This is a genomic window from Thermoactinomyces sp. CICC 10521, assembly GCF_016055135.1.
GTDB lineage: Bacteria > Bacillota > Bacilli > Thermoactinomycetales > Thermoactinomycetaceae > Thermoactinomyces_A > Thermoactinomyces_A daqus.
Window position 1 is genome coordinate 1 of the sequence record NZ_JAECVZ010000029.1, and the last position, 12,919, is coordinate 12,919.

The following is a 12,919-nucleotide window of genomic DNA, read 5'->3' on the forward strand; positions in this document are numbered from 1 at the left end:
CTGGATGAATTCGTCCTGAACATAGAAACCTTCCTTCGGAATGTTTTTTTATACCTTTTCAACAAAAAAGGCTGTTGACCTTCTTTGTCAACAACCTCACCAAGGGATGTACCCTTGGTCATCTTTTACGAAACAAGCTTCCGACTGCTCGGAACGGATATGTGATCCAAATAACCGGTTTAATAAAAGGCCTGGCAATTCTCCGACCGATAATCCCTATAACCATCAGCAAAACCATAAACACCCAGTAGTAAAACAGGAACAGGATCATCACAAGAACGATGGATAGTCCGTATCCGATGAAAATGATTTTCCAAGCCCAACGGTCGATGGTTGGATTCTTTTTTATCTCGATGCCGAACCACGTTTGAATCCATTGGTTGAGCTTGTAGGTCAGCCAAAAAATTAATATTGAGTTTGAAATTATCAACATCCACTCTATGATTTTCGATGCATTTTCCACCATTTTTCCCCGTCTCCTTTCTGTAACATGACGTGTAACATCAGCCGAAAAAAAGTTACACCTGAAAGCTCAAATCCCGCATGATTTCGTCGTTTATCCTTAGAAAAGTTCCGGAAAAGGCAATCTATGTTACATGTTACATTTAGACGAAATAGACGAGTTTTTTTCCGTCTTTTCGTTCTTGAATTTTTAATTCTTTTTTTATACGCTGGAATGTCATTCTGGAAATATCAAGTTCCTCGCAAATTTCCTTTGTCGTCAGTCCAGGCGACTCGCGCAGCAAGGCCAATACTTTGTCTTTTGCGGTTATATTTTCACTTTTGGCTTTTTCTTCGGATTTCTTGGCATACAGCGGCAGCAAAATTTCCCTGGCTCGTTGTGTGATAGCCACTTTTGCCATTCCGAATTGATTCCCCAGTCCAAGAGCTGAAAATGATGGCATCCTCTCCGAAGCCGGTTCTAATAGCTTCGCGCGGAATACATACTCCTTTTTGTTGCAAGTAATCCGCATAATCCCTTGGTATTTCCCCAAGGTGTGAAAGTCCTCGCCAGTGAACGGTTCCAATGTTTCCTCAAAATCCTCGAACACTTCCCCGCTCCCTTTGAGCAGAACCATGTCCATGCCGGTTTTAAACGAGCGAATGATATCATTCTTGCACTGACCCGCCTTAGAAAAAGAAGACCAATCGTGGAACGAGAATATAAACTTGGTTCGATATTTTCGCGGTTTCTTGGTCATTTGCAGAAAAATGTTTTGAACCGGTTTGTTTTTGATGATCAAATCGATTTCATCCACGATCACGGCGCATTCCCGGCGATCTGGCTTCGGAATCATCTCCCTGGCCATCATCATCCGCCAGAGCTTGACAATGTAGTGAGTGAACGCGAAGTCCTGGAATGACTCTTTGCTATTTGGGATGTGAATCAAAACCAAGTGCGGCTCGTTCATCCATTTCCAAAAGTCAATTTGTTCCTCTTGTGTCTGACTGAGCGAGTAGAAAAGGCGCTTGTTGGCCCGAAGCTGGGAAATCCGGTTTTCGATGGTTTCTAGTACTCGGCTATTTTCTTTTTCGGTTTCTTCATCCAACTGATTGAGCGCAATTTCTAATTCAAAATCCGTCTCACTCAAGCTCTCCATCAATTCCTGGCGATACTCTCCATCCTTCAGGATCCTGATTGCGTCCAATAAATTCCCCTCACCGACTCGATAGGATGTCTGCAAAGCACTTTTCAAATAGCGCTCAATGGATATGGTTTGACTGTCATCTTGGAGAAACTTCCGCAATAGCTCGGTTTCAATCTCGGCCACTTCAGCGGCAATGGATTCGTCATCTTGGTACAGTTTCATCAGATCGTGCCAGGCGATTGGAACAACATGCTCCATATCTGCATGGTTCAGAATCACCACGCGGTCCCGCAGCCACTCCGGAACGCGAGACAGAATCTCTGGCAACATTGCACCATCAGCAACATCAAACAAGAAGACAGATCGGGCAATTTGTTCCCATTCCTTTCGGTTCTTTGCACGAACCCCGAAGAACTCTAAGGTCATATTCACAAACAATGTGCTTTTCCCCGACCCCTGCCTTCCCACTACCATCATCGGGGTAGAGAGGCTGTCCTTGGCTTCTTCGTTATCCTCCCGGATCAGCGAGAGGATTTTTCCGGACCTGTGACGGGCAAATGCAATATGCTGCGGGGAATCCGTCGCCATTTTCCCGGCGATTCGGCCACGCTTCGGCTGTTCTTTCTTCTCCTCCTTTTGTGCTGCTTGTGCTTCCCGAGGTTTTAGCCATTCCTCGATTTTCTTTTTCTCTTTCGGTTCAAACAAAGCGTCCAATACCTCTGGCAAAACATCCGTTTTCAAGATCTCTCCGGTTTTTTTCATCCAAGTAGGGAATTTTTTTGTTCGAAACGAATGAAACCAGAGGGAGTGGTTTCTCATCCAATTCACTCCTTTCATCAGAAAGAACTAGCCTGCCCGCTAGTCCTCTATTTCATCAACATCTTCTGTGTTTGGTTCGTTGGTTGGTGCTTGGTCTTTCTTCCTCAGCCACAGAGTGATAAGGCCAAGCGCCGCCACGAAAATAGTGAAGATGAAATACCAAATCATTTTTTCATCGCCTCCACTTCTTTCATCCACTGGTCGGCTTCTTTTTTATGGCCGAAACTTCCGACCGATAGAAAGAAACCAGACACGATGATAAAAGCTAAAAGCATTGAAGCGATTTCTTTCAACATCCTCGATATGTTCCAATTGGTCCGAAAGCCTATCCATATTGCAAGCGGTACGACGATTGCTGAAAACACTGCCGCCGAGAACTGAGCGCTCAAAAACATCAGCCCCTGGATGAATTCCATCACATCGCTCCTCTCGCAGCCTCAGCGAGTTTATCGCCAATCAGATCCACCAGCAACAGAATGCCGTCCCACAAGGAGGATACCGCGTGAGCGGCAACAATCACGATCAAGCAGGACGAAATGATCCAGAGTGAAAACACTCGCACGAAATATTGAGTGAAAACCTTGATTGGCTTCTTCCCTTTAAAGCCAATCTGCCAGATCGCGATAAAGGTCAGAATGACGATTGCGATGGCCGCAAAGAGCATATATAGGTCAGTGAAACTCGATATAAAGGCAATCGTCCCCTTGAGATCAGGAGCATTCACTGGGTCTCCCCCCTCCTCTTCAGCTTCTTCTTACAGATGTCATATAGAAAACTTGCTAAAACAACGGGTGGCGCAACATAAACGCATAAAAAGATCAAAAGCGCAATGGTTTTATACAGATCAGCCACCTCCTTTCATGGTAAAATGTCCATAGGCAATTGTTTTTTGTGCTTCTGGTTGGGTTCACCACCAGGAGCTTTTTTTATCTTCTTTTTGAATATTCTCAGGGTGTTTTTCTTCAAATTCTTCGCGCGACATGAGGCCGTAACCCAGCTTGATGATGCTCTTGGCGAGTTCTTTGTCTTCCTTCTCCTTCTTGGCATCATCAAAATTGAGGATGAATCCGACAATGGCTTCCATTTGTCTCACCTCCGATCAGCTGCATCCATCAATTTGATTATTCTGATATTTCCTGATTATATTGTATCCAATTACATACAATACGTCAACGATTGTATACCGAATATTTTAATTATTTAACAAGTCATCTATAATCAGGATAAGGAGGTTGACAAATGTGGACATATGAGCCATTTAGACTGTGGATTGTTAAGCACCATCCTTTAAAAAGTAGAGAAGAGATAGCACGTGAAACAAATTTATCTCGGCACACAATAACAAAAATTTGGAATGATAAACACGTCATGAGTCATGTCATTGAACGGATCTGCGAAACTTACAACCTGCCAGTAGAACAGGTTTGCCGTTGGGAACCAAATAGAGAGAAAAAATGATATAGTGGTAATGAAAGGAGAAAGAACTGAATGAGCGAAATAACCAACGAGCAAATTTATAAGCTGTTGCTCACAATGCAAGCAGATCTGGTCGATGTGAAAGAACGTGTGGATGGGATAGATAAACGATTAGATCGTCTTGAAACCAAAAAAGAATATATTCAGGCCTGAAGTGTTTGAAGCATAAAAAAGAGGACCCCGAAAGGTCCTTTTTTCATTCTGTCTCCTCCTCATTCAAGTCGAAATCACCAGCCTCGATCCGCCTGATCCAAGCCTCAATCTCTTGTCTGATCACACGAGCTTTTTCGTTGTCAGTGCTGCGAAGCGATTTGACACGCTGGCGCATCTCTTCTAATAAGTGATCTTTGTGTAATAAATTCATATTCATACAATTCTCCTCCCTCTTTTTCATCTGTAACAAAGTGGTGTTGCCGGGGATGATCCCTCCCGGCGATAGGGAGGGAAGGGGTTAAAACGGTAAATCATCATCTATATCAGGGTCAACGGTTGTGACAGCTATTTCATCCTTTGTACCTTCAATTCCTAAAACATACTGCTTATACCACTCCTTTTGACGCTTCAATAGCTCTTGTTGTTCCTCAACTAGCTCGGCAATTTGATACGATATACTCCGAATTCTTCTGCTCAATTGATCAATTTCCTCATAGGCGATAACCCGCTTCAGGTCTTCTTCGGTAAAGCTTGGATCATGGCAACTCTTGATGATTTCAAGAGTTGCCAGACAATTAGCTAACGCTCTGTGGTCTGTCGGATTCCCACATGCTTCCGCTAAGTTCGGCCATTTTCCGCCATAAAGAAGGGCATATTCCCTCATGACACAGGCGGTATTCAATCCCCGAGCTTGATTGATTTCAGCGGGGTATGCCAAACTATTTACTATCGCTCCGTGGTCAAAATCCGCGTTAAAAATAAGTACCAATTTGTCTTTGAGTATATTGTATAAGGCGGGCCAAATTTCGGGAAAGGTTGGTGCATCTGCCACCTTATCCGGCGTGATCCTGTGAATTTCCGATATTTCCCCTTTTGGTTTCACCAGTGAGTCAAAGAGAACATTGCCTGAAGTGTCTATGACCGAAATTTCAATGATTTCCGGACAGTGTAAAGCTGTTGTTTCGACGCCTAAAATAACAACGGCGTCTGAGTGCTCATTCCATTGGTTGAATTTAATTTGAGCTTCGGCTTGTCTGAAATCGAAGATGTTTTTCATGCTGTCTCTTCCCCCTTTCTCAGGAGCCGGGTTTCATTTTTCCTCTTCATCTTCATCATCAATCACCACAACCGGAGTGGTCCCGTCTTCGAGGATCGCTTTATCCAAGCACTCTGGATTGTTGTTACAAATCTCGATCCCTCTCCAAAGAAAGGAATTCCAATCTCCGCAATATTTACACGCCATTATTTTTTCACCTCCTTATCAAAAAGCGCGGCCCTCATACCGCGCCAATCCCTTTCAAAACCTCCAAACAGAACTCCCGGGCCTTCTCTTCATCTGTCACCTCTTGGCATAGATTTTTCCAAATATATTGGGCCAGTCCAAAATCATACCAAATATCCTTTTCATCCCGCACGATTTTGGTAAATCGGAGATATCGCTCTCCATCCTTGCTTGAGATGAAATAGGTATAATTTTTCGGCGATCCTGCGGGTGGCTCGTACAAAATTTTCCTTCCCCCCATCGACATCGACTCCAAAATCTCCCGAGCTTCCGGAAGCAAATATTGCTCATATATTTCCTTATCCGGGTTTGAACAATAAAATTCTTCGCAAAATTCCTTGAGTGTTTTCCCGGTTTGGGCGACCCATTTCATGAGTCGATCCCACTGTGGGTTCGGCCCCCCGTCCATGGGGAGGTTGGCCACGTGCTTGACGAGTCTCTCCTTGATTAAGAGACTCTCAAATCGCTTCGCTTGGAAGAACTCCGCCTCCTCCTTCGTTTCCAGGAGGACTTTCACAAAAACACCTCCTCCTGGATTCGTTCCTTTTCCAAAACGGGAAAGCGAATATTTTAAAACCTTCATGCTCTATCTCTCCTTTGATATCGTTTTTTCAATAGGAGCTCCCGAATCATCGGGAGCCTTTTTTATTTATCAAGCTGCTTTTGACTGACTCTTACGGCAGCCCCTGCCCAGAGTGCCGAATTTTCGAGGTTCGTAATCGCCAATGACTGCTCGCGGCTCCTTGGCAATTGATTCAACAAATTTGATATCTTTTCATATGCCTTTGCCAACTCTTCTTCACTCACCTGCAATGCATCTTTGAATCGGTCCATTTCAATTCCTCCTTTTGATCTCTTCGATAATCATTATATCTGCTCGGAGCCATCTTTTCAACACTTCCATATCAAAATTTTGCACGAAAGTGTATTAAAATATCATGTTAATGAGTATTCATTGCCCAATGGTGATAAAGGTGATAATCTATAGAAAAAACAAGAGGTGAGAAACATGATCAGCTTTAGACCATTCCGCCAATGGTTGGTGGCCAATCCGAAACGGAAACAGAGCGATCTTGTTCGGGAAGTCGGACTACACCCCCGAACAGCAAACAAAGTATGGAACGATGAGAACGTCAATTTAGAAACAGTCAACCGGATATGCGAATATTACTCCCTCCGTGTGGAGCAAGTGATTGAGTATCTAGAAGATCAACGATTCGCCGTGGACATCGAAAATAAAAAAGCCTATTTGATCGACGAAGGCATTCAAAGCCTGGTCGATGCAGAAGGCATCTATGACGGAGAGGAAGCAGATCGTTTTATTCTGGATCAGCTGAATGCCGATCTGATTATTGAAGCTCCAGACGAGGAAAAAGCACTGGAGATTGCGCAAAAAACAAAAAATCCAAGGGAATGAGTTTCCCTTGGATTTTTTTTATTTACGGGGGCCTAGAAGCCCCGTAGAGCGACGAAAATTCACTTGGGGTATATTTACTATCCCTGACACAAAAACACCCCTAAAATCGAAAATTTCTACGCACTTTTAAGTAGATCCCCTAGCATCAAAACACCGGAGTTTTGTGCCGTTGACTCATTTGCTCAATTTTAGCTCTCAGCTCCGCTATTTTTCGATCTTTGTCTTCTGGATCAACCAACTCTTTCTGATCCTGCTCGCCTTCATGCTGTTTAAGCATTTCAGGCAAATCAGATGAGGAAGATTTGCCTTGGCCAGTTGATTTTCTTTGCTCTTTTTTCTTCTGTTGTTGCTTACGGAAATTTTCCTCATACGCCTCAATATCTTCCAACGTCTGCACACCAGCAGCGGACCATTTTTCCAAAACTCCCTCTGTGTAGCTGATCGGCTTGGTACTCTCATTTTTGATTGCTCGTTTGATTGCTTCATCCACCAAAAACGGTCCATATGTATTCATCAGTCGATTCAATTCCTTGACAGCATATCTTGTCAATCGATACGCTCTTTCGAATGTTTTGACCGGGTTGTTGGGCTCGCTACCTACATACATACCAGTAGTAAATGAGTCATGTAATGATGTAGTAGGTAATGAGTAATCTAATGTTATTGCTCCGTCATTTTGGCGTTTGCAATCGTCATTTTGACGGATCGAATCGTCATTTTGTCGTTTCCATCCGTCAATTTGTCGCTTGGTGATTTCATGCGGGTTTTCCCATCCGTCATTTTGACGCTTGGGTGTATTTTCTGGGTTTTTCTTTGATTCAACCTTGCTGAGTTTGTAACCATCCAAGTTATAACCAAGCTTGGCCAACTTTTCGCGGATATGGGCAATGTTCACCTTGTAGTATTTCTTTCGGTCAAAGTTGGGGAGCTGTTTGCCTTCGATAAATTTCATTTCTTCCAGCCTCTCAAAGATTCGGTTAATGGTCCGTTCGGATGCAGCGTTGAACATCTCTTCGCGCATTTCTTTTGCTGGCTTATAAAACCAACCGTAATGAAGTTTTTTCTTGAGCTTTTCAGCTTGGACACGATTCCCGTTTTCAAGGGATTCTTTGATCTGATCGAATACTTTCTTGTCCATTCGGTTTACGGTCCGTTGCCAAGAAATCATGGAAGATAGCACAGCCGCCTCCATGAAACCACCTGTAAGTTTTACCATGCCTTCACGAACAATGACAAACCGCTCTTGTTGTTCCTCGTCCTCAATGATGTCGGACAGTTCTTTTTCCAGCTCGTCCAAGTTAAAGTCTTTTATCAATTCGTCCATAATAAAAATCCCCTTTCTGATGCGTAACCCGCGCCAAGAAGGGGATTTTGACATACTACACCTGTCAATTCCGTTTTATCTCTCTGTCTACATAATTCGCAATATTCCCCACTGTTTCACCAAAAAATCATCCTTGATTTTTGGACGGCACATCGGTAAAATGGGGAATGTAAAAGTCGAATAACGGAAGTTCACAGGTGCGTATTACCCTTTAAGTTTGGCGACTGGCGGGGTGTACGCATCTTTTCTTTTGTTCGCGTTTAATTCTAGCACCGATTATATTAATCGGCAACTAAAATTAGAAGATTTAGACGCCCTGGATCACCGGGAGCGTCTTTTTTCTTTCCATCCAGGACCCGAGTAATTACTCCCCAGCCTCCTTTTTAACTAAAAGGAGCAGACGATCTAAATCAGACTGATTTTTTTCGACCTTTCTTCGTATCTCACGCAATCTTTTTGTGTTTTCTGTATTGTTGAACTGGTGATCCAGTTCCATAATCCGATCATAAATCTCCAATTGCTTTTCCCGATATTGCAACTGAAGATCAAAATTATTGATTTCTTGATCACCTCCCCGATTTGGATAATTGTTCCGAGCGCCCGGGAAATAGCGATCATGGCTAGACGTTTGCTCATTTCTCTTTCTCCTCCTGGATCGACTCAATGATCTTCCGATGAACCAGTGTGACCGATCCGGCCGACTGGATGTATCCCGCCGCTTGGTATTTGTGAAACCAGCCGCGTTTTATCTTGGTCCAAAGAGTGTCTTTGCTGATCCCCAATTGATCAGCCGCTTCCTTAACCGTGAGCCAGTCTCTCTTCGGATACTGGCTGGTCGGAACAGCCCAAGCCGTGACCGATTCAACCTCTACCCCTACCCCGTCCAAATCAGGGAAAAGTTCCTCTATTTCTTCTGGATCGTCGATGATCCGATCGACTTCGACGACCGTAATGACGCCATATTCATCCTCCTGTCCGCACCGGTGACAAACGCCGCGGATGGTTTCTTGGCCAACCTCTGCTTTTTCACCAGACTGGAAGTGATCAACCTCGCCGTTGCAGATGCCACATTGAATCAGAATGTCATACATCTTTTTCATGATATCCCTCCTGAACATGAGCATGTTCTTTCTCTTAATTCTATTATATGAACACGATCATGTTCAGTCAACTATTATTTTCAGAAAAGTGACGACTAATTTTGTAAAATGGAGATGATTCAAATAATAAGGAGGCATTTCCATGTTGAAGAAAATGATGTGGTGGTCGACTGTTTTTGTGTTGGTATTATCGTTTGTTCTTCTTGGTAATCCCACAGCCTGGGCGCTTCCACCCGGAACCCCGTCCTTGGCTACCGCTCAAGCCGAATTGAACGCACTTACCGTTGCCCCCGAAGGGTCGCTGGACGGATACTCTCGCGACAAGTTCCCACACTGGATCAACCAAGGAGGTGGCTGTGACACCCGTCAGATCGTTCTCCAACGCGACGCGGACTACTATAGCGGCGATTGTCCGGTCACGTCTGGCAAGTGGTACAGCTATTATGATGGTGTGACCGTGTATGACCCTTCTGATCTCGATATTGATCATATTGTGCCGCTGGCCGAAGCATGGCGATCTGGCGCCAGCAGTTGGACAACCCAAAAACGCCAGGACTTTGCCAATGATCTCAACGGCCCTCAACTGATTGCAGTGACCGCGAGTGTCAACCGATCAAAAGGAGACGAAGACCCCTCAACTTGGCAGCCGCCGCGTTCCGGAGCCCGCTGTGCGTACGCGAAGTGGTGGATCCATACCAAGTACAGATGGGGGCTGACCCTGCAATCGTCGGAGAAGTCCGCATTGCAGAGCATGCTCAACACCTGTTCCTACTAACCTAGAAGGGAGTCACTCGATGGAAGTAAAGTCGTCAATCTTCACCGCAACCCACGGTGTGATGACCGCTGAGGTCGGGGTGATTAGCGGGGAACTCGAACTGCGCACCACCTGCGATGCCAACGGCGCCCTCACGCTCGCCATCACGTATGTCGGCGCCGATGAGTGGTACACGCTGCCAGGTGAGGATTACCGCCTGCACGATCCGCGTGACCACGAGGTCGTCCACCGCATTCTCGCCACCGTGCTAGAGCGCCCTTGAGATGGATTGACCTCGCCGCGCTCCCCCCATCTGTATAGCGTAATGAAGGAGAGAAAAAAGACAAAGAATAAAAAAGTTCCCTTCGTTTTGGATTAGCTGCTTTTGTATTGGTGCCAGTAGCTGAAAAATAAAAGGATTCACCCTATCAGAGCGATTGTGTTTCGTAAATTTGCGAAACATAATGCAAAACACAACAAAATTAACGGCGCCAATGTAACCCCTAGAGCCAAAATGGCCCATAAAAAAGACGCTCGCTGGATCGCCAGGGAGCGTTTTTTACTTTGGTCTGGCTCATCAGTAGGAAGGTGACCAATCCTTCCTAGACGGGGGACGAATCCCCCCGTTTCGCCTATAACTTCTTGCTACTTAATTCTTCTTTAAATTTTGCAAGAGCTGCACGGGCTACACTTTGTTTGCACTTTGCTCCGATTTCAATTTTTTTCCGACCAGGGATCTTGCCGGTTCTCTTATAGTAGTTTTTCAACCATCTTTTGACCCGTCTTATTTCTTTTTTTCGTAGTTCCTTCTTAGATAGTACTTTTTCAGATGGTATTGTTGATTTATTCTCCACTTTGTGGTATGTATGAGATTTTTCTAGTGAATGATTAATTAATATCGCGCTTCTGACCAAGCCTCCTATTTGATGCATCAACTGTTCGTTTTCACGAATCATGTTCAATTCCTCTTCTGTAAGAGGAGAGAGGGGGATGAAAACACCCCATTTATTTTTTACTTTAGTTAAGATTATCTGATCGATCATTCCATTAGATTTGACGTTATAACCTGCCTCTATTGAGTTTAAACGATTAATCCATTCTTGCTCCTTGATATCCAATTGATCCTCATCGCACAATTCCAATATTTTGAGAGCAAAACTTTGGATTCCCATATGATTGAAAGCATTTTGTAATTTGTGTGAGTGGTGTTCTCCTTTTTCTAACATATTGATATGCTGTTGATATCGAATAACAATGTTTTTGCTTTGCCCGACATAGCATTCTTTTGTAATTATATTTTCAATGGCGTATATCCCCATCATGAGTCGATGTCACCCTCCTGTTGTCTGTTTAAATGGATGCTATAGAACCTTGGTTCAAACGCCCCCGGATCTGGAGGCGCCTATTTGTTTAATTTGCTTTCTTTTTCCGTTTTGGATTCAACTGGTTCAATGCTTTGCGCGAGAGCCATTCGGAACAAGGTGCCTCATCTTTCAGCTCCCGGATGCTTGGATAGGTCCCGCCTTTTTCCGCAAACATTCTCAAAGCGACTTTTTTGATCTCCTCCAGATCCGTGAGGAGTTCTTGATCAGACTGTGAGGATTTATTGTGAGATTTTTTTCGTAGGGCATACTTTTTGGCTTGTGAGGACGATTTTTTGTGAGACGTTTTTTGTGTGTGAGTCTCCTTTTGTGAGGTGTGAGAATCCACCTCTGTGTGAGAATTTTCTTCCTGTGAGGTGTGAGAATTCTCAAGCGTGAGAGCATCCTTTTGTGAGGATTTTTCCTCCTCTTGTGAGGACTCCTCAGGCTGTGAGACTTCCTCTTGTTGTGAGAGATTCGAGACTTCTTCTTCTGTGTGAGCATCGTCTGCTTGTGAGAATTGCTCATCATCTGATTTCGCTTGTTCTTTGACTTCTACGCTGTGAGACGGTTTTTCTTGCGAGACTTTTTCAGTGGCTTCGTCAGTTTGAGACTCCTCATTTTGTGAGGAAATTTCCTCACGATTTGACTGTGAGAATTCCTCGGGTGTGAGGATTTCGTGTGAGAAATTTTCCTCTGTGAGAGGAAGTGAATTTTCTCTCTCAGAGTTTGAGGTGTGAGAGCCTGAGACTATTTCTTCGGGTGTGTGAGCGAATGTTTGAGATGACCTTTGTGAGAGATTTTCTTCTGTATGAGACTTTCTGTGTGTGAGGTTCTCAAGCTCTGCCTGTTCGATTTGTTCATGTTTATTTTGATCTGAGAGAGCTTCTTTTCGTTTCTTTTGCACATACTGCTCAATGACTGCTTTCACTTCATCTGTTGACAACTGATTTCGACGGATAAAATCGGTAAAAGCCATTTCTTCTTTGTTTTCTATGATGAATCGATAGGCGAGAATCCCCTCACCAATGAGCACCAAAAGCGGAACCGCGGAGCCAATGATCCGTCCCTCTAAAGTTGGTTTCATCCCGTGGTAGTTGGCCCACCAAACAAAAGAGAGCCCGACTAAGAAACCGACTATCGTGAAAACCAATCCCATCCACTCAATGAATCCGCGTGGGATTTTCTTTTTCATCAAAAATCCAGTTAAAGTTGCTGCTGATCCGATGAAAATAACTTCAAACATTAGCACGCCCACATATTCTAAACCGCCCGTTGCGCCGACTTTCCGCATTTGAACGAGCGAGTGGGCCACAGAAAAAATAACTGAGCCAGCAAGAACAACAAAAATGCTGGCTTCCACAAGTAGCCCAACAACAAAAGCGACCAGCCGCTTGATAGCCCAATAAACCCCATTGATGAAGTTCAGGATCAACGGAACAAAATCGCTAATAAAATATCCGATCCCATACAGGCTAAGGACAATAGAGTTTGGGACTCTTTTGTGTCCTGGATAGTAGCCTTCAAGGTATCGATTTCTTGCCTTTTCTCTCCAATCGTGATACCATTTCATCGTTTCAATCAACTCCTTCTAAGGTGTTGGTTTGCCTTGGGCGATCCTTCTCATCGTCCAGGGCTTTTATT

At 44.2% G+C, this 12,919-nt stretch carries 21 protein-coding genes and 1 other RNA gene; 5 read left to right on the forward strand and 17 right to left on the reverse strand.

What is annotated here, in order from left to right:
- Window positions 1-118: 118 nt before the first annotated feature.
- The 6 genes from I8U17_RS14975 to I8U17_RS14995 form a co-directional block, all read right to left on the reverse strand.
- Entirely contained in the window at window positions 119-466 is a 348-nt protein-coding gene (locus I8U17_RS14975) for a hypothetical protein (RefSeq protein ID WP_198059703.1), read from the reverse strand.
- Window positions 467-605: 139 nt separating this feature from the next.
- Window positions 606-2,408 carry a helix-turn-helix domain-containing protein gene (locus I8U17_RS14980; protein ID WP_198059704.1) on the reverse strand — a complete coding sequence of 601 codons (1,803 nt, stop codon included), beginning with the start codon at window positions 2,406-2,408 and terminating at the stop codon, window positions 606-608.
- A gap of 39 nt (window positions 2,409-2,447) precedes the next feature.
- The gene (locus I8U17_RS18615) at window positions 2,448-2,576 is read right to left on the reverse strand and encodes a hypothetical protein (RefSeq protein ID WP_255518268.1); all 129 of its coding nucleotides are present in this window, start codon (window positions 2,574-2,576) and stop codon (window positions 2,448-2,450) included.
- Window positions 2,573-2,824, reverse strand: coding sequence for a hypothetical protein (locus tag I8U17_RS14985; protein WP_198059705.1), 252 nt, complete (start codon window positions 2,822-2,824; stop codon window positions 2,573-2,575). Before I8U17_RS14985 ends, I8U17_RS18615 begins: the two co-directional genes overlap by 4 nt.
- Window positions 2,824-3,132, reverse strand: coding sequence for a hypothetical protein (locus tag I8U17_RS14990; protein ID WP_198059706.1), 309 nt, complete (start codon window positions 3,130-3,132; stop codon window positions 2,824-2,826). Before I8U17_RS14990 ends, I8U17_RS14985 begins: the two co-directional genes overlap by 1 nt.
- Window positions 3,133-3,315: 183 nt before the next feature.
- The gene (locus I8U17_RS14995) at window positions 3,316-3,492 is read right to left on the reverse strand and encodes a hypothetical protein (protein ID WP_198059707.1); all 177 of its coding nucleotides are present in this window, start codon (window positions 3,490-3,492) and stop codon (window positions 3,316-3,318) included.
- A gap of 155 nt (window positions 3,493-3,647) precedes the next feature.
- On the opposite strand from I8U17_RS14995, the gene I8U17_RS15000 reads away from it, so the two are divergent.
- Complete coding sequence (locus tag I8U17_RS15000; protein WP_198059708.1) at window positions 3,648-3,866, forward strand: helix-turn-helix domain-containing protein; 219 nt, start codon at window positions 3,648-3,650, stop codon at window positions 3,864-3,866.
- A 30-nt stretch (window positions 3,867-3,896) separates the two neighbouring features.
- Window positions 3,897-4,037, forward strand: coding sequence for a hypothetical protein (locus I8U17_RS15005; RefSeq protein ID WP_198059709.1), 141 nt, complete (start codon window positions 3,897-3,899; stop codon window positions 4,035-4,037).
- A gap of 43 nt (window positions 4,038-4,080) precedes the next feature.
- On the opposite strand, the gene I8U17_RS15010 is transcribed toward I8U17_RS15005, so the two are convergent.
- The 5 genes from I8U17_RS15010 to I8U17_RS15030 all read right to left on the reverse strand — a co-directional run bounded on the left by I8U17_RS15010 (window position 4,081) and on the right by I8U17_RS15030 (window position 6,153).
- Window positions 4,081-4,248: a hypothetical protein gene (locus I8U17_RS15010; RefSeq protein ID WP_198059710.1), complete on the reverse strand. Its 168-nt coding sequence runs from the start codon at window positions 4,246-4,248 to the stop codon at window positions 4,081-4,083.
- Between the two features lie 87 nt (window positions 4,249-4,335).
- Complete coding sequence (locus I8U17_RS15015; protein WP_198059711.1) at window positions 4,336-5,094, reverse strand: 3'-5' exonuclease; 759 nt, start codon at window positions 5,092-5,094, stop codon at window positions 4,336-4,338.
- Between the two features lie 33 nt (window positions 5,095-5,127).
- Complete coding sequence (locus I8U17_RS15020) at window positions 5,128-5,280, reverse strand: hypothetical protein (protein ID WP_198059712.1); 153 nt, start codon at window positions 5,278-5,280, stop codon at window positions 5,128-5,130.
- 34 nt (window positions 5,281-5,314) lie between these two features.
- Window positions 5,315-5,902 carry a hypothetical protein gene (locus I8U17_RS15025; RefSeq protein ID WP_198059713.1) on the reverse strand — a complete coding sequence of 196 codons (588 nt, stop codon included), beginning with the start codon at window positions 5,900-5,902 and terminating at the stop codon, window positions 5,315-5,317.
- Between the two features lie 62 nt (window positions 5,903-5,964).
- A complete protein-coding gene (locus I8U17_RS15030) occupies window positions 5,965-6,153 on the reverse strand; it encodes an Acb2/Tad1 domain-containing protein (protein ID WP_198059714.1) in 189 nt (62 codons plus the stop codon).
- A 175-nt stretch (window positions 6,154-6,328) separates the two neighbouring features.
- Here I8U17_RS15030 and I8U17_RS15035 point away from each other — a divergent pair, with 175 nt between their 5' ends.
- Window positions 6,329-6,736, forward strand: a complete 408-nt coding sequence (locus I8U17_RS15035) for a helix-turn-helix domain-containing protein (protein ID WP_198059715.1) — start codon at window positions 6,329-6,331, stop codon at window positions 6,734-6,736.
- 145 nt (window positions 6,737-6,881) lie between these two features.
- Here I8U17_RS15035 and I8U17_RS15040 read toward each other — a convergent pair whose 3' ends face one another.
- From I8U17_RS15040 to I8U17_RS15050, 3 genes are all read right to left on the reverse strand, one after another.
- On the reverse strand, window positions 6,882-8,060 hold the full coding sequence (locus I8U17_RS15040) for a DnaD domain-containing protein (RefSeq protein ID WP_198059716.1): 1,179 nt from the start codon (window positions 8,058-8,060) through the stop codon (window positions 6,882-6,884).
- A 405-nt stretch (window positions 8,061-8,465) separates the two neighbouring features.
- Window positions 8,466-8,696 (reverse strand): hypothetical protein, encoded by a 231-nt coding sequence (locus I8U17_RS15045; protein WP_198059717.1) that lies wholly within the window; start codon window positions 8,694-8,696, stop codon window positions 8,466-8,468.
- Window positions 8,693-9,160, reverse strand: coding sequence for a helix-turn-helix domain-containing protein (locus I8U17_RS15050; RefSeq protein WP_198059718.1), 468 nt, complete (start codon window positions 9,158-9,160; stop codon window positions 8,693-8,695). The genes I8U17_RS15045 and I8U17_RS15050 overlap by 4 nt, the downstream gene beginning before the upstream one ends.
- A 142-nt stretch (window positions 9,161-9,302) precedes the next feature.
- Here I8U17_RS15050 and I8U17_RS15055 point away from each other — a divergent pair, with 142 nt between their 5' ends.
- A complete protein-coding gene (locus tag I8U17_RS15055; protein WP_198059719.1) occupies window positions 9,303-9,935 on the forward strand; it encodes an HNH endonuclease family protein in 633 nt (210 codons plus the stop codon).
- Between the two features lie 19 nt (window positions 9,936-9,954).
- Window positions 9,955-10,197 (forward strand): hypothetical protein, encoded by a 243-nt coding sequence (locus I8U17_RS15060; RefSeq protein ID WP_033102181.1) that lies wholly within the window; start codon window positions 9,955-9,957, stop codon window positions 10,195-10,197.
- Window positions 10,198-10,477: 280 nt separating this feature from the next.
- Here the strand turns inward: I8U17_RS15060 and I8U17_RS18995 are convergent.
- The 3 genes from I8U17_RS18995 to I8U17_RS15075 form a co-directional block, all read right to left on the reverse strand.
- An RNA gene (locus I8U17_RS18995) (hammerhead ribozyme type II) lies at window positions 10,478-10,548 on the reverse strand.
- On the reverse strand, window positions 10,547-11,236 hold the full coding sequence (locus I8U17_RS15070; RefSeq protein WP_198059720.1) for a GIY-YIG nuclease family protein: 690 nt from the start codon (window positions 11,234-11,236) through the stop codon (window positions 10,547-10,549). The genes I8U17_RS18995 and I8U17_RS15070 overlap by 2 nt, the downstream gene beginning before the upstream one ends.
- A gap of 88 nt (window positions 11,237-11,324) precedes the next feature.
- Window positions 11,325-12,848, reverse strand: a complete 1,524-nt coding sequence (locus I8U17_RS15075; protein WP_198059721.1) for a hypothetical protein — start codon at window positions 12,846-12,848, stop codon at window positions 11,325-11,327.
- Window positions 12,849-12,919 lie beyond the last annotated feature (71 nt).